The sequence below is a fragment of the Sporosarcina sp. HYO08 genome (genome assembly GCF_001563475.1).
Classification (GTDB): Bacteria; Bacillota; Bacilli; order Bacillales_A; family Planococcaceae; genus Sporosarcina.
Genome location: NZ_LPUT01000027.1, coordinates 344216 through 365466 on the forward strand (window position 1 = coordinate 344216; position 21251 = coordinate 365466).

Annotated in this window: 19 protein-coding genes; 14 read left to right on the forward strand and 5 right to left on the reverse strand. The window is 42.9% G+C overall.

Translation table 11 applies throughout. From position 1 onward, the window contains the following. Nucleotides 1-12 precede the first annotated feature (12 nt). Nucleotides 13-633, reverse strand: a complete 621-nt coding sequence (locus AU377_RS10985) for a DUF47 domain-containing protein (RefSeq protein ID WP_067407802.1) — start codon at nucleotides 631-633, stop codon at nucleotides 13-15. A gap of 250 nt (nucleotides 634-883) precedes the next feature. Between AU377_RS10985 and AU377_RS10990 the strand changes: the two genes are divergently transcribed. From AU377_RS10990 to AU377_RS11040, 11 genes are all read left to right on the forward strand, one after another. Beyond that, the gene (locus AU377_RS10990; RefSeq protein WP_067407803.1) at nucleotides 884-1417 is read left to right on the forward strand and encodes an NfeD family protein; all 534 of its coding nucleotides are present in this window, start codon (nucleotides 884-886) and stop codon (nucleotides 1415-1417) included. 19 nt (nucleotides 1418-1436) lie between these two features. Then, nucleotides 1437-2978, forward strand: coding sequence for a flotillin family protein (locus tag AU377_RS10995; RefSeq protein ID WP_067407804.1), 1542 nt, complete (start codon nucleotides 1437-1439; stop codon nucleotides 2976-2978). Nucleotides 2979-3171: 193 nt separating this feature from the next. Next, nucleotides 3172-3870, forward strand: a complete 699-nt coding sequence (locus tag AU377_RS11000) for an ABC transporter ATP-binding protein (protein ID WP_067407805.1) — start codon at nucleotides 3172-3174, stop codon at nucleotides 3868-3870. After that, entirely contained in the window at nucleotides 3860-5143 is a 1284-nt protein-coding gene (locus AU377_RS11005) for an ABC transporter permease (RefSeq protein ID WP_067407806.1), read from the forward strand. The genes AU377_RS11000 and AU377_RS11005 overlap by 11 nt, the downstream gene beginning before the upstream one ends. Nucleotides 5144-5431: 288 nt before the next feature. Further along, nucleotides 5432-6814 (forward strand): class II fumarate hydratase, encoded by a 1383-nt coding sequence (gene fumC, locus AU377_RS11010; RefSeq protein ID WP_067407807.1) that lies wholly within the window; start codon nucleotides 5432-5434, stop codon nucleotides 6812-6814. A 5-nt stretch (nucleotides 6815-6819) separates the two neighbouring features. Next, nucleotides 6820-7317 carry a PCYCGC motif-containing (lipo)protein gene (locus tag AU377_RS11015; protein ID WP_067407808.1) on the forward strand — a complete coding sequence of 166 codons (498 nt, stop codon included), beginning with the start codon at nucleotides 6820-6822 and terminating at the stop codon, nucleotides 7315-7317. Nucleotides 7318-7519: 202 nt separating this feature from the next. Continuing rightward, nucleotides 7520-8290, forward strand: coding sequence for a DeoR/GlpR family DNA-binding transcription regulator (locus AU377_RS11020; RefSeq protein ID WP_067407809.1), 771 nt, complete (start codon nucleotides 7520-7522; stop codon nucleotides 8288-8290). Then, on the forward strand, nucleotides 8287-9573 hold the full coding sequence (locus AU377_RS11025) for a four-carbon acid sugar kinase family protein (protein ID WP_067407810.1): 1287 nt from the start codon (nucleotides 8287-8289) through the stop codon (nucleotides 9571-9573). Before AU377_RS11020 ends, AU377_RS11025 begins: the two co-directional genes overlap by 4 nt. Nucleotides 9574-9587: 14 nt before the next feature. Then, nucleotides 9588-10598: a 4-hydroxythreonine-4-phosphate dehydrogenase PdxA gene (gene pdxA / locus AU377_RS11030; RefSeq protein WP_067407811.1), complete on the forward strand. Its 1011-nt coding sequence runs from the start codon at nucleotides 9588-9590 to the stop codon at nucleotides 10596-10598. A 64-nt stretch (nucleotides 10599-10662) separates the two neighbouring features. Further along, on the forward strand, nucleotides 10663-12036 hold the full coding sequence (locus AU377_RS11035) for a GntP family permease (RefSeq protein ID WP_067407812.1): 1374 nt from the start codon (nucleotides 10663-10665) through the stop codon (nucleotides 12034-12036). Between the two features lie 136 nt (nucleotides 12037-12172). Beyond that, entirely contained in the window at nucleotides 12173-12835 is a 663-nt protein-coding gene (locus AU377_RS11040; protein ID WP_067407813.1) for a diphthine--ammonia ligase, read from the forward strand. Nucleotides 12836-12880: 45 nt separating this feature from the next. Here AU377_RS11040 and AU377_RS11045 read toward each other — a convergent pair whose 3' ends face one another. The 3 genes from AU377_RS11045 to AU377_RS11055 form a co-directional block, all read right to left on the reverse strand. Beyond that, entirely contained in the window at nucleotides 12881-14053 is a 1173-nt protein-coding gene (locus AU377_RS11045; protein WP_067407814.1) for an SAM-dependent methyltransferase, read from the reverse strand. Between the two features lie 10 nt (nucleotides 14054-14063). After that, nucleotides 14064-14795: an oxygen-insensitive NADPH nitroreductase gene (gene nfsA, locus AU377_RS11050; protein WP_067407815.1), complete on the reverse strand. Its 732-nt coding sequence runs from the start codon at nucleotides 14793-14795 to the stop codon at nucleotides 14064-14066. A 178-nt stretch (nucleotides 14796-14973) separates the two neighbouring features. Further along, the gene (locus AU377_RS11055; protein WP_067407816.1) at nucleotides 14974-15444 is read right to left on the reverse strand and encodes a nucleoside deaminase; all 471 of its coding nucleotides are present in this window, start codon (nucleotides 15442-15444) and stop codon (nucleotides 14974-14976) included. Nucleotides 15445-15637: 193 nt separating this feature from the next. Here AU377_RS11055 and putP point away from each other — a divergent pair, with 193 nt between their 5' ends. The 3 genes from putP to hflX all read left to right on the forward strand — a co-directional run bounded on the left by putP (nucleotide 15638) and on the right by hflX (nucleotide 19244). Next, on the forward strand, nucleotides 15638-17125 hold the full coding sequence (putP, locus tag AU377_RS11060; RefSeq protein ID WP_067407817.1) for a sodium/proline symporter PutP: 1488 nt from the start codon (nucleotides 15638-15640) through the stop codon (nucleotides 17123-17125). Nucleotides 17126-17184: 59 nt separating this feature from the next. After that, a complete protein-coding gene (locus AU377_RS11065; RefSeq protein ID WP_067407818.1) occupies nucleotides 17185-17871 on the forward strand; it encodes a VOC family protein in 687 nt (228 codons plus the stop codon). Between the two features lie 101 nt (nucleotides 17872-17972). Beyond that, complete coding sequence (hflX, locus tag AU377_RS11070; RefSeq protein WP_067407819.1) at nucleotides 17973-19244, forward strand: GTPase HflX; 1272 nt, start codon at nucleotides 17973-17975, stop codon at nucleotides 19242-19244. Between the two features lie 113 nt (nucleotides 19245-19357). Here hflX and AU377_RS11075 read toward each other — a convergent pair whose 3' ends face one another. Beyond that, the gene (locus AU377_RS11075; RefSeq protein WP_067407820.1) at nucleotides 19358-21076 is read right to left on the reverse strand and encodes an ABC transporter ATP-binding protein; all 1719 of its coding nucleotides are present in this window, start codon (nucleotides 21074-21076) and stop codon (nucleotides 19358-19360) included. Between the last annotated feature and the right edge of the window lie 175 nt (nucleotides 21077-21251).

A 21251-nucleotide genomic window follows, 5' to 3' on the forward strand; every position in this document is an offset into this window, starting at 1 on the left:
AATCTCCCATCTTTATGCGTTTCGCATAATAATTGTTTCAATTGTGTTGGCAACGTCTTGACAGTGATCGGCAATATCTTCCAATTGCTCGTAAATGTCTTTAAATTGAATGATGCGAATCGGATCCTGTTCTGTAATGAATAATTGCTTGATCGACGTTCTAAAAACTTCATCACAAATACGCTCGTATTCTTTGATCAAGACAGCGTGCTCCCGCATAGCTTCAAGCTTTCTGCGTGCGAGCAGTTGCATCGCTTTAACAATTTCGTCGGAGCTTTTCACGATATTATCCATAAATTTTTGTATGTATTCATTAATTTCAATGAGAGAATACATTTCTAGGTGAGCGACAAATGCCTCTACGCCGTCAATCACATCGTCCATTTTGATCGCCAACTGCAAAATATCTTCCCGTTCGATCGGTGTCATAAATGATTTATTTAACCTTGCGATTAGATCATGAATGAGTTCGTCCCCTGCTGTTTCATAATTTTTGAGCTTAATACTTACTTCCTTTAGATCTGCTGCATTTTGTATTTTGAAGTCATTCGCATAATGCATTGCTTCTTGCACATTTTCTGCGATTGAAAGTAATGCCGCGAAAAAAGGATCGGTTTTTTTTGAACTAAACATTATAGTGCCTCCATCCGTTACTGGAAATTTTTTGACCGCTCTTCATCATATCAATTTTTGGGCGGTATTCGACAAAAAACATAAGAAATTTACAAGAATTTTACAAATGAACGCATTTAGTAGAATACCCTAATCTGTCTAAAACTTAACGCATCCCAATGGTAATTTTTAAAAATATGAGAAAATATTTGAAACCAATGGTGAAGGTACTTCGTATAACTAACTAAGCAGCGAAAATGGAGGTGTTGAAATGGAACTGTTTGGATTTCCGATTGTTCACGTTTATTTAACTGTCCTTATACTTGCCGGGATGGCAACCCTGTTATATGTATTCTTCAGTGATGTGGCAGAAGGAATTGGAGAAACGAGCCCTTTTTTGGACCCCGCGATCATGCTTTCATTTGTGACATTTACGGCCGCGGTTGGTTACATATTGGAGCTTACGACAGATTGGAACAATATGTTGATACTTATCATTGCTGTGGTAGTTGCGATTATTTTAGATTTTCTACTTTATTTTTTCGTACTGCTGCCGCTCCGTTCAGCCGAAGTATCGCTTGCTTATACCGATGAGTCACTAACAGGGCAAGTTGGGCGTGTCATCGTTCCCATTCCGACTGATGGATTCGGTGAAATTGTTATTGAAACAGTCAATGGCATTCTTTCCAAACGAGCGGCAGGTTATGAGAACGAAGCGATCGACTATGACAAGGAAGTGCTCATTATTGAAGTAAAGGAAGGGACGTTTATCGTCAAAGCGTACGAACCATTCCGCTTCAAGTAAATTAGAGGAGGGAAAGTAGATGGGTATTTGGATTGCGATTGGGATTGTTGCATTTATTTTGCTAGCTGTTTTACTTGTGTATATTTCTAAGTATAAGACGGTCGGGCCAGATGAGGCATTGATTGTCACGGGAAGTTATTTAGGAACAAAAAATGTCCATACAGATGACTCGGGCAATCGTGTGAAAATCATTCGCGGGGGCGGTACGTTCGTGTTCCCGATTTTCCAACAGGCTGTTCCGTTAAGTTTATTATCAAGCAAATTGGAAGTAACAACACCGGAAGTTTATACAGAACAAGGTGTGCCGGTGATGGCCGATGGAACAGCGATTATTAAAATTGGCGGTTCCATTTCGGAAATCGCAACAGCCGCCGAGCAATTTCTAGGAAAGTCTAAAGAAGATCGTGAAAATGAGGCCAAGGAAGTATTGGAAGGGCATTTACGTTCGATTCTTGGTTCCATGACGGTTGAAGAAATTTACAAAAATCGCGATAAGTTTTCACAAGAAGTACAGCGTGTTGCGTCTCAAGATCTTGCGAAAATGGGACTGATCATTGTTTCATTTACGATCAAAGATGTACGCGATAAAAATGGCTATCTTGATTCCCTTGGGAAGCCGCGTATCGCACAGGTGAGGCGAGATGCGGACATTGCAACAGCGGAAGCAGAAAAAGAAACACGCATTAAAAATGCAGAAGCTGCAAAAGAAGCGCAAAAAGCAGAGTTGGAACGTGCAACAGAAATTGCCGAAGCTGAAAAAGAAAATCAGTTAAAAGTAGCCGAGTACCGCCTCGAGCAAGATGTCGCGAAAGCACGCGCCGACCAAGCCTACGAATTGCAATCTGCCCGCTCGAAACAGGAAGTCATGGAGCAAGAAATGCAAATTCAAATTATTGAGCGACAAAAGCAAATTGAATTGGAAGAAAAAGAAATTCTGCGTCGTGAAAGGCAATATGATTCTGAAGTAAAGAAAAAGGCGGACGCGGATCGTTATGCGATTGAACAAAATGCAGCTGCTGAAAAATCTAGACAGCTTGCGGAAGCGGATGCCGAGAAATACCGCATCGAAGCACGCGCGCAAGCTGACGCCGAAAAAGTTCGGTTGGACGGTTTAGCGAAAGCCGACTCCCAACGTGCACAAGGGGAATCCGAAGCTGATATTATCCGTCTGAAAGGTCTTGCAGAAGCGGAAGCGAAACGTAAGATTGCCGAAGCGTTCGAGCATTACGGCCAAGCAGCTGTTCTTGATATGATTGTTCGCATGATGCCAGAATATGCGAAACAAATCGCAAGCCCATTATCCAATATCGACAAAATTACAGTCGTTGACACGGGCGGCGGTGAAGGCGGCGGGGCCAATAAAGTATCCGCGTATGCTACGAACCTCATGTCTACTTTGCAAGAATCATTGAAAGCTTCTTCAGGCATTGACGTGAAAGAGATGCTTGAAAATTATGCAGGCAAAAACAATATTCGCCCGAGCATCGACCAGCTGACGCAGGAAGTGAAAGTATCCAATGCGAAACAAGTAGTGGAAACAGCGGCGGATACTGAGGAATAAGCAAGTAAGCAGAAGTCGTCTCCTTGTGAGACGGCTTCTATTCGTTTTCAATGAGTCCATTCAAACCTCTATCCAAAATACGTAAATCTAAGACCTCATCCAAACTCTTAAGAAATTCTTCATACTTATCTACCTAAACCCTTAAGATTCATTCGCTACACTATGGATACTAATAAAAATTTGGAGGAGAAAAATGATTCATGTCCGGAATTTACATCATTCATTTTCAATTGGAAAAAAGGGGAAAGAAAAGCAAGTACCTGTTTTAAAAGGAATTAGCTTCGATATAGCGGCTGGGGAGATTGTCTCTATTGTTGGGCGGAGCGGTTCGGGGAAGTCGACGCTGCTGCACATTATGGCCGGGTTTCTGAAGCCCGACAGTGGGGATATACGTGTTGCTGACGTTACAACATCAGCATTCAGCGAAGTAGAAAGTGCAAAGTTTCGTTTAGATCATTATGGTTTCGTCTTTCAAAACTTCCAGCTTATGCCGGGACTTACCGCATTTGAAAATGTTGAATTGCCATTAGTATTAAAGGGGATTGGGAAAAAAGAAAGGCAGCAAAAAGTGCAGGGAATTATGGATAATGTTGGTTTAAAAGATGTCCAGGATCATTATCCAAACGAACTTTCGGGTGGACAACAGCAGCGAGTCAGTATTGCCCGTGCGCTTATTACCGACCCGCCGGTCATTTTCGCGGATGAACCGACAGGCAGTTTGGACTCGGAAACAGAGCAGGATGTTTTATTGCTTATCCAATCGTTAAATAAGTCGCGTGGTATTACTTTTGTCATCATTACGCATGACGATGAAGTCGCTCACACCGCAGACCGGATTTACCGGATGCACGACGGTGAATTAGTGGAAGGAGGCGTAACCCGTGCAATTTAAGGATCAAGTGGATTTTATTCGACGGCATATAAAGAAAAATAAGTTGCGCGTTTTCATGACAGTGCTTGCTGCGACTATGGGGACTGCCTTCCTGATCGTACTCGCCTCGGTTGGTTTCGGTCTGCATGAAACATTGCGTGATGAAGTACAGTCCAATCGTATAATAACTGAAATTCAAGTGCATGCAAGCGATGAATCAAAAGAGCCAAGCGAACAAGTCGGTGCCTTCAAGGAAATGGCGCATGTGAAGGCTGTTGTAAATCGCCAGCGGATCAATGCCATTCAGCACTCAAGACTTGGGGAATATACAGGGAGTCATGAAATTGTTGTGACTGACTTCACGGAAGAAGCAAGAGTAGGCTTTGCATTAAAAGAGGGAAGATTGCCTGAAAAAGCGAATGAAGTTGTCGTCGGCAGTGATTTTGGGGCGTCCATGTATTTGGAAATGGAAAATGAAAATGACGAATTCGTCACTTACGATGGTGATTTAATTGGACAACAGTTTATTTATCAAATAGGTGACTATCAAACTGGCAATGTATTTGATGAAGAAATTCCATTTACGATTGTAGGTGTTGGTGAATATCCTGCAAAAGATTGGCAACAAGATCGCTCCATTTATGCGGATCGTGCGATGCTTGTAAAGATGGAAGAAATTTATGATGCGCATATAGAGGAAAAACAAGAGGACTTCAAGTTCATTTATAACAATGTAACTGTCTATGCGGATAAAGTGGAAAACGTATCGACCCTTGCGAATGAACTAAAAGAAGAGGGTTACTGGGTGTATTCGATCGCAGATGAGCTAAAACAAATGGACGTCTTTTTCCTTGCTTTAAAAGCAGGTCTCATCTTCGTTGGAACAATCGCCATTTTAATTGCTTCTATCGGCATTTTTAATACGATGACGATGGCGGTCACAGAGCGAACACGGGAAATTGGCGTAATGAAAGCGATCGGCGCAAATCCAAAACTCATTCAACGTCTTTTTCTCATGGAAAGTGCTTGGATCGGCATTGTCGGAACTTTATTAGCTGTTGCCATTTCGTACGCCGTCAGTACAGTTGCCAACTATCTATTGCCAATCATTGTTGCAGCCGCGCTCGGCGAAGAGGACTTAGGCGGCATGAATGTTACATTTTCGGTCATACCGTGGCAACTTGTACTGATTGCCTCTGCTATTAGTATCGGTGTCGCGATGATTTCTGGCTGGCGTCCGGCGCGCAAAGCAACGAAGATCGACGTGATCAATGCGTTGAGACAGGAATTATAAGAATTTGTTCCCTTATGTATGAAGAAACGGTTCAAGCTGGTCAGTTTTACAGCTATGCGCATCTGTCACAGATACGTGCAATACTGAATACCCGTGCAATAAAGTGAGGGGCTGTCATTTAATGGCAGTCTTTTTTGCGTATCTACCGATGTCAAAGCGTTTCAATGAAGCAGTATATTTCTATTTATCTGTCATAAGTTGCCATGACCAATAGTTGATTTAACAGATGAAATACGATTGCCAATTGTGCGATAATAGGTTTGTACATAATCGAAAGGTGGATGAATGATGGAGTATCGTATTGAACACGACACGTTTGGTGAAATTAAAGTACCTGCCGATAAGCTTTGGGGTGCGCAAACACAGCGTAGCAAACAGAACTTTAAAATTGGCAATGAAAAGATGCCGCTTGGCGTTGTGCGTGCGTTTGCTCATTTGAAAAAGTCGGCGGCGATTGCAAGTCACGCGCTTGGAAATTTATCCGAAGCGAAAATGAAAGCGATTGGTGCAGCGGCGGATGAAGTCATTGCGGGCAAATGGGATGACCATTTTCCACTAGTCGTTTGGCAGACGGGAAGCGGTACACAATCGAATATGAATATGAACGAAGTGCTTGCCAATCGGGGGAATCAATTGCTAGAGGAGTGGGGTGAAGAAGAACGTCTTCATCCAAACGATGATGTCAATAAATCGCAAAGCTCCAATGATACATTCCCGACAGCGCTTCATGTCGCGGGGGTCCTAGCTGTCGAAGAGCAGTTAATTCCAGCGGTTCAGAAGCTAAAAGAAACTTTTGCGAAAAAGTCGGAAGCATTTATGGATATTATTAAAATAGGCCGTACGCACTTACAAGACGCTACTCCGCTTACATTAGGCCAAGAAATTAGCGGTTGGCACCGTATGCTTGAAAAAACCGAGAAAATGATTGCAGGCAGTGTGCAATCGATGAAAGAGCTTGCGATTGGCGGAACGGCAGTTGGAACAGGATTGAATGCACCAGCTGGATTTGGCGATCGGGTAGCGGCTGAAATTAGTAAAGCGGTCGGTATTGAATTTACATCCGCGCAAAATAAATTCCATTCTTTAACGAGTTATGATGAAGTCGTATATACACATGGTGCCATCAAGGCGCTAGCGGCAGATCTAATGAAAATTGCCAATGATATCCGTTGGCTCGCAAGCGGACCACGCTCCGGTATCGGAGAAATTACGATTCCAGAAAATGAGCCAGGCAGTTCAATCATGCCAGGAAAAGTAAACCCAACGCAAAGCGAAGCACTTACAATGGTTGTTGCGCAAGTGATGGGGAATGACGCGGCGATCGGCTTTTCAGCGAGCCAAGGAAACTTGGAGTTAAACGTTTTTAAGCCAGTTATTATTTACAACTTCCTTCAATCCGTCACTTTGCTAAGCGATGCCATGATTAGCTTCAACGACAATTGCGCAGTCGGGATTGAGCCGAATCGAGAAGAAATTGAACACAAAGTGAAAAACTCTCTAATGCTTGTAACAGCATTAAATCCATACATTGGTTACGAAAACGCAGCAAAAATCGCTAAGACAGCACATGCGGAAGGAACAACATTAAAAGAAGCCGCTTTGAAAACAGGCTTGCTGACCGAAGAGCAATTTGACGAATACGTCGATCCATCGAAGATGGTTGGAAAATAAATGATATGATCACGAAATTTAGATTTGTACTCATTGTATCCATAGCGATCCTTGTTCTATCCGCATGCGGACAAAAGTCTCATCAAGCAGATGTACTTGCACACGGAGAACAAAGACAACTTGAAAATGGCGATTTACAAGAAGTCACAGCATCTGCCCAGGAATTGCCTAGTTTTCTAGACGATCGACCTGAAGAGATGCGTCTCGTTTATCAAGTGGCGGGAGCGGCGACAGATATTCTGGATCATATGCCATGCTACTGCGGTTGCGGTGATAGTGCGGGACATCTGAACAACAAGAACTGCTTCATTCATGAAGTTCGTGAAGACGGATCTGTCGTTTGGGACGATCATGGCACGCGGTGCCTCGTCTGTCTTGAAATCGCTATGGAATCCGTCAAAATGGTTCAAGATGGGAAGTCGCTGAAAGAGACACGAGAAGCGATTGATGAAATGTATAAAGAAGGCTATGCGGAACCAACTCCAACACCGATGCCTTCATAAGTTGATAGAAAACAGACATACTACTGCACTGTAGTGTGTCTGTTTTTTTTGTATCATTCAAGAAAAGAGCTCTTATTGTGCCTTTAAAAGGGTAGTACGAATACAACGTCCTTGACTTATTTGTTAGATAAGAACATAATAATGTTCGAAATTAACATTTTTAACAGTAGTGATAGTTTATTTTGATAAAGGAGGCCAAGCGATGTCTCCGAGGGAAAGAAGACGACACATTTTAGAGCGCCTTAAAGTTGAAGGGAAAGTCGAGATTATTCAACTCGCGGAAGAGTTGCAAGTGACACCTATGACAATTCGTCGTGATTTTGATGCGTTGGAAAAGCAAAAGAATCTCATACGCACGCACGGAGGCGCGGTTCTGCCGCAAGCGCTAATTGGGGAAAGAACTTTTGAATCAAAAGCGGTAATGGCCGTTGTTGAAAAAAAGGCCATTGCACGGGAAGCAATTGAATTTATTCAGGCTGGTATGACGATCCTTCTTGACTCGGGTACAACGACATTGGAAATTGCAAAGCAATTGAAGTTTCGTGAAGATGTAACAGTCGTAACAAATGATATTAAAATTGCGGCAGAGTTAATGGATAGCAAGCTAGAAGTCATTGTCCTTGGCGGACGTTTACAAAATGACGTCGGTGCATTGTTTGGATCAGTAGCAGAAGAAATGCTCCGCTCCATTCATGTCGATTTGTTTTTCCTTGGCGCTCATGCGGTTCATCCATCATTTGGGATCACTTCACCGACGTTTGAAAAATCATCCCTGAAGCAAAGAATGAATGAAGCAGCTGAGCAAATTATTCTCGTAACAGATTCTTCAAAATTTGACCGAAAATCATTTGCCAAAGTGTGTGATCTTGATCAGATTACCGCTATGATCACGGACGATAAACTTTCAGAATTGCAAATTGAAGCTTATGAGGCACAAGTGGATATTATTAGGGCAAGGCAGGTGGAACAATGAAAATAGGAGTTATTGCTGATGACCTAACGGGCGCCAACGCAACGGGGGTACTATTAGCGGAAGTCGGATTTACAAGTGTCACAATTGTTTTTGGTGGAGAAGTTCCCAAGGAAAATGGATTTACGTCCATTTGTGTGGACACCGATAGCCGATATGTATCGATGGAAGTCGCTAAAGACCGCGTATCGAATACGTATGCCGAGCTCCGTAAATGGGGTGCCGACATTGTGGCAAAAAGAATCGATAGCACAATTCGAGGCAACCTAGGATCAGAAATCGATGCTTTGTTAGAAGAAATGGGAGACGACAGTGTCGCAATCGTGATCGCTTCATATCCAGATTCCGGGCGCGTGACATCCGGAGGGTATTTATTGGTTGAAGGAATACCTGTACAAGAAACAAATGTTGCCAAAGATCCATTGAACCCGGTTACGAACTCATATGTTCCCGATGTTGTTGCGGAACAAAGCCAACTTGCAATTGGCCATATTGGACTTGGAGATGTGTTGCAAGGACCATCGCAAATTGTATCAAAATTACAGTCTTTAATGGAGCAGGACAAGCGAGTCATCATATTAGATGCAGTGACGAATGATGACATTGACCATGTTGCCGAGGCAATGGCAGCTATTGAAAATAGAGTGCTTGTCCCGGTGGATCCCGGACCATTATCGGCGGCATTTGCGCGAGTAAAAGCTCGGAAAAACGAAAAAGAACGTAAATATCTTGTGACGGTTGGGAGTGTAACAGCTCAAACAGGACGGCAACTTCAATATTTAATCGATAAAACATCTGCGAATCCAGTTTATGTAGATGCAGAAAAATTGGCAACACTAACAAGTGACTGGGAGAAAGAGATCGAGCGTGCGACTGAGGATGCTTTGCATAAGCTTGATCATGAAGAAATTCTCATTATTACTACACTCTCCCCGACGTCGAAAATATTGCCGTTGTCGCAAATTGCCATGAAAGAGAATGTATCTGAGGAAATGTTAGCCAAGCGAATTACGGCAGGACTTGCAAAAGTAACCCACAATGTCATGTTAAAAACGAACATTCAAATCCATGGAACATTTTCGTGTGGTGGAGATGTCACTGCGGCTATATTTGCTGAAAGCGGGGCAAATGCCATTCAGTTAATGGATGAAGTGATCCCACGTGCGGCTTATGGGAAATATGTCGGTGGAACATTCGATGGAATTCCGGTCATTACTAAAGGTGGCACGGTTGGCGATAAATATACAATTTATAAATGCATTGCTTATTTCCAAACTAAAAACTAAGGAAGTGTTTGAATATGACAGAACGTAAAATTATTGCAATTCCAATGGGAGATGCAGCAGGAATCGGGCCAGAAATTACAGTGAAATCATTGGCACATAAAGAAATTTACGAGTTATGCTACCCACTTGTCGTTGGGGATGCGAAAGTCATTGAAAAGTCAATTGATGTCACAGAAACAGGTTTGAAAGTGAATGTCGTGTCGACGCCTGCAGAAGGGAAATATGAGCTTGGCACAATTGATGTGTTAGATCTGAATAATATTGATATTGAAGCGCTTGAACCGGGACAAGTTCAAGCTCAATGCGGGAAAGCTTCTTTCGAATACGTCGAGAAATCTGTCAAACTTGCGATGGCGGGCGAAGTGGCCGCGCTTGCGACGACGCCAATCAATAAAGAGTCACTGAAGGCGGCGAATGTTCCGTATATCGGACATACGGAAATGCTAGAGGATTTAGGAGAAACACCGGATCCGCTAACGATGTTCCAAGTAAAAGGCATGCGTATTTTCTTCTTAACGCGTCACGTATCACTCGCAGAGGCGATTACGCAAATGACGAAAGAGCGTGTCCATGATTACTTAATTCGCTGCGACCAAGCACTGCAACGTCTAGGTGTTGAAAGCCGTAAACTTGCTGTCGCGGGGCTTAACCCGCACTCCGGTGAAGGCGGTCTTTTCGGTCATGAAGAGATAGATGAAATCACACCGGGAATTGACTTAGCGAAAGCGGACGGCATCGACGCTTATGGTCCAGTTCCGGCAGACTCTGTCTTTTTCCAAGCATTAAACGGGAAATATGATGCAGTTCTTTCTCTTTATCACGATCAAGGTCATATTGCTGCGAAAATGACGGATTTCCACCGTACGATTTCCATTACAAACGGTCTTCCATTCCTTCGTACTTCTGTTGACCATGGAACGGCATTTGATATCGCATGGAAAAATATTGCATCTGAAGTGAGTATGTATGAGTGTATTAAACTAGCCGCAGAATATGCACCGAAATTTACACGTGAATCATTATAAAAATTGAAATCAATGGAGGAGGTTTTCTCCTCCTTCATTTTTTTAGCTTAGGAGGAAGTCAAGAATGTCACCAGAAGCGCAAATGATATTAGGGTTAGTCATCGGTGTGATGGCACTTATATTTCTAGTGTTAAAAACAAAAATCCATGCGTTTTTAGCGCTAATTATCGCAGCATCATTAACAGGATTAATCGGCGGTATGGAGCCGGTCGCAGTCGCTTCTACGATTTCAGCAGGATTCGGCGGTACACTCGGTTCAATCGGGATTGTCGTCGGGTTTGGGGTCATGATTGGACGGATTTTAGAAGTATCGGGCGCGGCAGAACGGTTGGCGTATAGTCTTATTCGCTTTGTCGGGAAAAAGAAAGAAGAATGGGCACTGGCGATTGCTGGTTATATCGTTTCGATTCCCATTTTTGTCGATTCTGCTTTTGTTATTTTAAACCCGCTTGTAAAAGCGTTATCACGTAAAACGGGTAAATCTGTTATTACATTGGGCGTAGCGCTTGCTATTGGATTAGTCGCTACACACCATGCTGTACCGCCGACACCGGGACCGCTTGGAGTCGCTGGGATCTTTGGTGTCGATATTGGAAAAATGATTGCATGGGGACTTGTTTTCGCAATTCCGATTATCATTTCCGGTGTGTTATACGCAAAATGGATTGGTAAAAGAATTTACCAGGTTCCGACAGAAGATGGATTGGCGTTTGAACGCCCAGATACACAGTTAGCTTATCAGGAATTTTTGCAGCTGTCAGATGAACGCAGTAAAGAATTACCTTCTCTTTTCCGTTCAATGCTGCCTATATTATTGCCAATTGTTTTAATCTTTTTAAATACGACATTAGCCGCGCTGAAGATTAGCGGTGGTTGGATTGACTACGTATTATTTTTAGGACAGCCAATTATTGCGGTCGGTTTAGCGTTAGTAGTGGCAATTTATGCGTTAGCGGGACAACTTAAACGCGAAGAAGCGCTTGAGCGAATGGAAGAAGGGATTGTGACAGCGGGTATTATCTTGCTTGTAACTGGAGCGGGCGGTGCGCTGGGACAAGTACTTCGTGAAAGCGGCGCGGGGGATTATATTGCGCAACAAGTCGCGACATTACCGTTGCCGGCAATTTTAATTCCATTTTTCATTGCAACGATTGTTCGTTTGATTCAAGGAAGTGGAACCGTCGCAATGATTACAGCTGCGTCCATTTCTGCGCCAATCGTTATAAACTTAGATATTAACATGGCGCTTGCCGCGCAAGCTGCAGCGCTTGGCGCGATGATTTTCTCCTATTTCAACGACAGCCTTTTCTGGGTCGTCAATCGAATGCTTGGGATTAAAGAAGTAAAAGAACAAGTGATGGTTTGGTCGGTTCCGACAACAATTGCATGGGGAGTTTCTCTCGTCTCCTTACTCATTGCAAATATGTTTGTAGGCTAATCTATATTAAACTCATCTTGAGCCAAAAGACGTTTCATCATAAAACGATGGAACGTCTTTTGCTATGGCATCAGTTTTTAGAGAGGTAAAACATGGTATGATTCTGATAACGATGAACGGGGGATGATACGAATTGATGAGGAAAGGTCAACCATTTGTCGCATCATGGAGTGGCGGAAAAGATTCAGCGATGGCGTTTTACCGGGCAGTCAAAGGACAAGGGTTGCCAATGCGACTTTGGACAATGTTTGAAGAAGACCAAGAACGATCGAAATCACATGCATTACCTTTGGAAGTTGTCCAGGCGCAGGCGACAAGAATTGGGATCCCCCTCACGATTAGAGGGGCTAGTTGGCAAGGGTATGAAAAACAATTTTTAGATGCGATGCAGGAATGTAAAAATGACGGCATCGATCATGCGGTATTCGGTGATATTGACTTAGTCGATCATTTGGAATGGGTGCAGAAAACTTGCGCTAAAGTTGAGATGGAAGCTGTGCATCCGCTTTGGATGGAACCGCGCAGAAAGATTCTTGAAGAATTTGTCGAAGCGGGGTTTGAAGCTTATCTTGTCGTTGTCAATACAAAAATGATGCCAGCAGAGTTTGTAGGCCGGAAATTCACAATTGCGTTAATGGACGAGCTGGAGGCGCAAGGCATTGATTCTTGCGGCGAATCAGGGGAGTTTCATACTGTCGTTGTAGATGGTCCGATCTTTAAGGAGCGCGTGCCCATCTCTTTTACCGGGCAGCATGAGCGGGATGGATATGTGTTTTTGGATGTGTCATTGGAAAAGTGAATGGTCCCTTTCACTGTTATTTTAAGTGCAGTGAAAGGGTCTTTTTTATTGTGGCTTCGGCAATCGATCCACTAACTCCCGTTCCAAAAATGGATCAGCCTGTAGGAGCTTTTTGAACGCATCATACTGGGTAATTTCTCTTTCAGATGGTTTTCGTCCGGTATGATAAGCCCGAATTAAAATGTTTTTCGGCGTATGTTCGAGGTCGATAAACTCTAACAACTGCGCATCATAGCCGACTAGTTTTAAAAGTTCCGCCCGAATTGAATCCGTGGCAAGTGCGGAAAATCGTTCTTTGATCAGTCCATGTTGCAACATCACATCAAGTGCTGGTGACTGAATTTGATTGAAAAGTTCATGCTGACAGCAAGGCACACTCAAAATAACTTTGGCTCCCCATTTCACAGCGCGGCCAAGCGCCATATCAGTTGCTACATCACAAGCGTGGAGCGTGACGACCATGTCGACAGACGTTTCTTCGTTGTAGTCGTTAATATCACCGATTTCGAATGATAAATTTTCGTAACCCAAATCTTGCGCGATCTCGCGGCAGTGTTCAATTACTTCTTTTTTCAAATCTAGTCCGGTCACGTGGAGATCCAATCCTTTTTCAACATGTAAGTAGTGGTAAAGCGCAAAAGTCAAATACGATTTACCTGAACCAAAGTCCAAAATGCGAATGGTGCGATCTTTTGGTAAATGAGCGAGTGCATCATCGATAAATTCAACGAAACGATTAATTTGCCTGAACTTATCATGCTTTTGTTTTTTTACCTTTCCCTCGGGTGACTGGACGCCAAGCCGAATAAGAAACGGGTAAGGGGTATCCTCTTGCAGTAAATAATTTTTCTTCCGATTATGCGATAGATTGGCGACTTTAGTAGACGACGTCTTTTCTGTGCGCCACATCACTTTGAATTTCTTCGTTAACTGTACATGAATTTTTTCATCGGAAAATTCCGCATGTACTTGCTTAAATTGTTCAAGCAATAGTTTGAGTTGCCCATGCACGTGTTCGGGAAGTACATTTTCATGCTTTAATACCCGTTCATACTGATATTCCAATTGGATATGAAGCTGACCTCTGAGCGTGACAGGCTTCACTTTTACCCGCTTTAAATCAGCCGATTTCGTTCGCGGCTGGCTAATTGTCCCGCTAATGAGCGTTCCATTTGTGAACCGATGTGACAGTTCCTCGATTAATTGTTCAAACTCCATGCAAACACTCCTATTTAAATGTAAAACCTTGCTTTTCCAAGAACGCTTTCATATACGTTCGTTTTGGTGTTTCTAAAAAATTCGCCATCGAAGTTGTCCAATTCGCGTCTTTTTGATTGGAGCCGCGACTTAAATAATACGCATTCATCGTTTGATCGTAGGCAGGCAGGATTTCTTCGTATTTCTCTGGATCATAGCTGTTTTCATGGATGATGGCTTCAACAGGCAGTCTTGGCTTTACTTCATTTTCCTCGTCAGGGACGCCGATAGACATGGCGAACAGTGGAACGACGCCTTTTGGCAAGTTAAACAGCGCGCTTATTTCTTCCGGCGCATTACGAACACCGCCAATATAGCAAATACCATAGCCTTTCGATTCCGCTGCGATGGCGACATTTTGGGCAAATAAAGAGACGTCAACTGTGCTAACAAGCAAGTTTTCAGCATACGAAAAATCGATTTCACGATCGAGCAGTTGCGCGGCTTTTTGTAATCTGCAATAGTCTGCGCAAAATACAAGTACAGCACCCGCAGACAAAATCTGGTTTGGATTTTTCGATAAATCCGCCAGTTCCTTCCGCTTTTGTTCGTCCGTGACGTGGATCACGGAATAGGCTTGAACAAAGTGAGAACTCGCCGCATGTTGCCCGGCTTGAATGAGTTCCCGCACATCCTCGGACTGTAAAGGAACTGGCTTATATTTTCGAACAGATGCGTGTGCGGTTAATAACTCAATGACCATTATCATCACCTCAAATAATTATATATAGTCTAAGATTAACAAAGTTTTACTGGCGATAACCTCCTTATAAAGACCCAGAAAGGAGTGGATTACCTTGTTTTGGTTGGAAGGTATTTCGGTTATTACAGCTATTTTAATCATTTTTCCAGTCTTTGTTCCACTTATCGCCATTGCTTTTTCAAGCCTCAAGATTGTGTCGATTCCATTCGTGAAACGGTTCCAGCGCCTTTTCAACTTCCATCTGCATAAAAGGAACCATTCGCTGTTCCGGCAATCTCTCCTGATCGGAATAAAAAGCGTTTAATGGGTTTGTGAAGCCCGCGCCGACTAATGCTTCCGATTTGCCGCAAGCATAGTAAATCTGTCCAACAGTCGACCAGTACGCAGCGCCAAGGCACATTGGACACGGTTCCCCGCTTGCATACAGGACGCAATCCGATAAGTCGATGGATCCGATTGTTTGGCAAGCCTCTCGGATCGCCAGCAATTCCGCGTGCGCGGAAGGGTCATTGAGACGATGAACGAGATTTGTCCCTTTTCCAATCACTTCTCCGTCTTTTACAACGATTGCAGCAAATGGGCCGCCGCCATCTCGGACATTCTGAATGGCCATATCAATTGTTTGGTGTAACCATTTTTCATGTGTCATATTCAAGTCCTCCTTGTCGAATGTCTGTTATTTCCCGGGGAATTTGTAGAAACAGGAAATGTTTTATAGTCTATCATCCATGGTATCTCTTTAATCGCCAATTTTGAATAGTTTTACATTACAAAATTGGTAAAGACTGCGTTTTCATAACAGTTAACTAGTGGTATTATGAAGGCAAAAGGAGGAAAGTACCATGTCAAATGAAATGTATCAATTAATCGCAATTATTTTGTATATGGCTGCAATGGTCTTTATTGGTTGGTATGCGTTTAAACGAACATCGAATTTAACCGATTACATGCTTGGTGGACGTTCACTGGGACCCGCTGTAACCGCTCTCAGCGCGGGCGCGGCAGACATGTCAGGCTGGTTGCTCATGGGGTTGCCGGGCGCAATCTATTTAAATGGTTTAGTAGAAGCATGGATTGCGGTCGGGTTGACAATCGGGGCTTACTTAAACTGGTTGCTTGTGGCGCCGCGTTTGCGTGTTTATACGCAAGTATCGAATGACTCGATTACGATTCCAAGTTATTTGGAAAGTCGATTGAAAGATAGTTCGCGATTACTGCGTGTTGCTTCCGGTATTATTATTCTTATTTTCTTTACGTTTTACGTTTCGTCAGGAATGGTTGCAGGCGGCAAGTTTTTCTTAAGTTCTTTTGGACTTAACTATCATGCCGGTTTATTAATCGTTTCGGGAGTCGTTATATTCTATACACTATTCGGTGGATTCCTTGCGGTTAGTTACACGGATGTTGTGCAAGGGCTCATTATGTTCATAGCTTTAATCCTTGTGCCTGTTGTGGGGATCTTTATAACAGGTGGATTTACGGAAACAACGGCGAGTATTCGTGAAGTGGATCCGCAATTATTGAACTTTGTATCAGGCGCTTCTTTCCTTGGGATCTTGTCTGCGGTCGCATGGGGGCTTGGATATTTTGGCCAACCGCATATTATCGTTCGTTTTATGGCGATCAGCTCTGTAAAAGAGACGAAAAGCGCCCGTCGCATTGGAATCGGCTGGATGTTTTTAAGCCTTTTCGGCGCGATCGCCACAGCGCTTGTTGGAATTGCTTATTATCATCAAAATACAACTGTTAAACTGGCAGATGCAGAAACAGTATTCATCGTTCTTGGGCAAATCATTTTCCATCCGTTCATCGCTGGTATTATGTTAGCGGCTGTTCTGGCGGCTGTTATGAGTACGATTTCTTCTCAGCTGATCGTTACTTCTTCGGCTTTAATCGAAGACTTGTATAAAGCGGTATTTAAATCGGATGCTTCAGATAAGCAATATGTATTTTTGGGAAGAATGGCTGTTTTAGTCGTTTCAATCATTGCAATGGCGCTTGCGTGGCCGAATAACGAGTCGATTTTAAAAATCGTTTCATTTGCTTGGGCAGGATTCGGAGCATCATTCGGACCAATTATTTTGTTATCTCTATACTGGAGGAAAATCACGGCAGCCGGCGCGCTTTGGGGAATGGTTGCCGGAGCGATTACGGTTATCATTTGGGGGAACGTGGAAGTTTTAACAGGGACTTTGTATGAAATTGTGCCAGGCTTCATTATTTGCTGGATCGTCACGATGATCGTAAGCTTGATTACTTATCGTCCAAATCCTGAAATTGAAAAAGAATTCACAGAAGCGCTTGAATTGCTCGAGCGTGATGGGAAATAATAGAGGAAAAGCCTGCAGACATTCTGCGGGCTTTTTGTTTAAGGAGAGAAAAAGAGTTCATGAAACTTGATCACGTTGTTTATTTTACAAAAAAAGACCCAAAGACGATCGTAGCGGAAAAGTTGGCTGAAAAAGAGCATGCAGTTGTGGGCGGACGCCACGAAAACTGGGGAACGCAAAATGCGCTTCGTTACGTTGGCAATGCTTACATGGAATGGTTATCCGTCGAACGGGAAGATGTTGCAAAGAAAGCACAACATCCGTTAGTGGATTTACTTTTACATGATGTAAAAGACGGCGAAGGCTGGGGGACAATTTGCCTGTCCGTGACAAATATCGAGGCGCTGAAAGAAGACATTGAAAACAAAGGATTCCAAACGTCAGGTGTGTTGGATGCCAGCCGTAAAACAGCGAACGGAGAGCTTCGTAAATGGAAAATGCTTTTTGTTGACCAATCTGTGTCGGATGAATTGCCATACCCGTTTTTTATCGAATGGGAACAGGAGGAAGAACAACGTTTTGCGATGCTCCGAAAAGAGGGAACGATTTCGCCTTATGATGAGCAAAAGCAAATTGTTGAATGTCAATTCCACGTACATGACCCATTAGGCACGACTGGCGAGTGGGCCGTATTACTTTCACAAAAAGTGGGAGACCAGCATGATATTGTTTTGCCGAATGTGACGTTAACATTTATTGAAAAAGAAGACGGAAAAGAGCGATTAGCTGATGTGAAAATCCAATGAGAAACCACCTTGCGTATTGAAAAGACATGATTATGGTAAAATAAAAAGAACAATGAGGGTATCATTAGCCTCAGGAAGGCCTAGCTGGAAGGGGTAATGTTATGGAGATTTTAGTAGAACGGGCAATTCTTGTCGGTGTCCACGAGCAGCAAGATGAACATTTTGACTATGCGATGGAAGAGTTAAAGAACCTTGCCGATGCGATCGATGTAGAAACGGTTGGGGTTGTGACGCAAAGTTTGGAGCGCCGCCACCCATCCCACTATGTTGGAAAAGGAAAGGTTATTGAGATCAGAAACGTTTATGATGCAACGGATGCAAATTTAATCATTTTTAACGATGAATTATCTCCGTCTCAAATTCGGAATTTGGAACAGGAGCTTGAATGTAAAATTATCGACCGGACGATGCTGATTTTAGATATTTTTGCGCGGCGCGCTAGGACGAGCGAATCAAAAATGCAAGTTGAACTTGCACAGCTTCAATATACACTTCCGCGCCTTATTGGCTTACGTGCATCGTTAAGCAGGCAAGGGGGAGGAACGGGCGGTGGTTTTCAAAACAAAGGTGCTGGTGAAACGAAGCTGGAACTTGACCGCCGTAAAATTGAAGACCAAATTGCAAAATTACGGCGCGACCTGAACCATGTGAAAGATCAACGAGAAACACAGCGCAAACAGCGGAAAAGAAGTGGGATACCTGTTGTGTCGATTGTTGGATATACGAATGCTGGAAAATCTACACTCATGAATCGCCTTTTAGAAAAAATGGATACGGATCATTCCAAGCAAGTGTTTGAAAAAGATATGTTATTTGCAACACTTGATACATCCATCCGTAAAATAAAGCTGATCGACAATAAAGAGTTCATCCTGACAGACACGGTTGGATTCGTTTCAAAGCTGCCGCATAATTTGGTGCAAGCTTTCCGCTCAACATTAGAAGAGGCGCGAGATGCGGACCTTCTTCTCCATGTTGTGGACGTTTCAAATGAGGATTACCAGTATATGGTTGAAGTGACAAACGACACACTCCATGAAATTGGCGTTGAAAATGTCGCAATGGTCAATGTGTACAACAAAGCAGATCTTGCGAATATCATGTATCCGAAAGTTAGCGGTAATACGGTTTGGTTATCCGCCAGGGAAGGGAACGGTCTGGAAGAGCTGATCGCGTTAATCAAGCGGCATATTTTTGAACAATATGTAACGTGTAAACTGATGATTCCTTATGATCGCGGGGAAATTGTCTCTCATTTAAATGATAAAGCCAACGTGAAGAACGTTGCTTATGAAGAAGAGGGAACATTGATGACTGTAGAAATGGACGTTACGGAGCGCGATAAACTAAGTGAGTATATCATCAGTCATTAAAATTAAAACAAAAACTGCACTGTATGATTGGGTGGGGGCCCGTCATACAGTGCAGTTTTTTTAATAAGAGAAAGGGGGTGGGATAGTAGTATTATCCCCGTAATTTTTGAAAGTTAAACCTTTTGGTATTGAAAATAATGAAGTCTTGCAAAAATGCCATCTTCCTCGAGTAAATCCTCATAACTACCTTCCTCGGCAATCCCTTCTTCTGTCACGACAACGACATGGTCAGCGTCTTTAATTGTCGCCAGTCGGTGGGCGATGACAAGCGTTGTACGATTTTCGGCAAGCTCGGTCAGAGATTGCTGAATGATGCGTTCAGTCTCTGTATCTAATGCGGAAGTTGCTTCATCCAAAATAAGGATTGGCGGATTTTTTAAAAACATACGTGCAATCGCAAGTCGCTGCTTTTGACCGCCAGATAGTTTCAAACCGCGTTCGCCAACTTGTGTTTCATACCCATTTGGCAGCGAAGCGATAAAATCTTCAAGATATGCTTTTTCAGCGGCCTCGAAAATCTCTGCGTCGGTCGCATCTAATTTTCCATAAGCAATATTTTCTTTAATCGTCCCGGTAAATAAAAAGACATCCTGCTGTACAATACCAATTTGAGAACGTAAGGAATGCTGTGTCATTTGACGAATATCAATCCCATCGATGGAGATAGAACCTTCATGGACATCATAAAATCGAGGAATTAATGAGCAAATCGTCGTTTTCCCAGCACCGGATGGACCGACAAATGCAACGGTTTTCCCAGCAGGAATTGTTAAATTAATTCCTTCTAATACGGACTTTTCACCATCATAGTGGAAATGAACATTGTCAAAAACGATTTGGCCGTTTAAATGGGGTACAGCAATCGCATCGGGACGGTCTTTGATATCTGGATCTTGTTCAATGAGATCTTGGAATCTACGGAAACCTGCCATTCCCTTTGGATACAATTCCAACAAAGCACTAATTTTGTCCACCGGCTTAATGAGGACGTTCACAAATAATACGAAGCTAACGAGTTCACCATAGGTTAACTTTCCGTTAAATGTAAACCAAGCACCAACGACAAGGACAAGCAGCGTTACAAGTCTCGTCATCATAAACATGCTGGAATGTGTCCACGCCATAACATGATAAGCTACGAGTTTTGCTTTTCTAAAATTACGATTGTCTTTTTTGAAACGTTCGATTTCGAAATCTTCATTTGTAAAAGACTTTACGACACGAGAGCCAGAAACAGCATCTTCTACCCGAGCGTTCACATCGGCAATTTTGCTATACATATTTTGCCACGCTGCGTTCATTTTGATATTACAAAATGTCACAAGAACGGCTAACAATGGCACCATGACAATTGCAATAATGGCAAGTTCAGGATTGATCGTGTACATGATCGCAAATGCACCGATCATCGTCATGATAGCGATAAAGGCATCTTCAGGTCCGTGATGGGCAAGTTCACCAATGTCGAATAAGTCATTCGTAATCCGGCTCATAATATGACCGGTTTTTGTATTATCGAAAAAACGAAATGACTGGCGCTGTACATGATTGAACAGGTGTTGACGCATGTCCGTTTCAATATTAATGCCAAGTTTGTGCCCTAAATAGCTGACCACATATTGTAAAAATGTACTGAGTAAATAAATGAATAACAGTAAAGCACTAATCCAGACAATTTTTCCCCAATCCCCTTCCGGGAGCAAATCATCGATGAACCACTTCACGGCTACTGGGAAGGCAAGATCCAGTAAAGCAACAAAAATCGCACTTGAAAAGTCGATGATAAACAGACGTTTATGCGGTTTATAGTAAGAGAAAAACTTTTTTAGCAACTGTAAGAGACTCCTTTCTTCATGTTCATATTGGCTAGTATAGCGAAAAAGAAGTAAGAAGACGATTTATTCATTTCTAGTGGCGAAGTATTTAATGTCATCCTAGTTTGATACTTTAGATGGTTTTGTTACTTTAATCGATAATCATTTTCAATTAGTCGTTGACACTAATTAC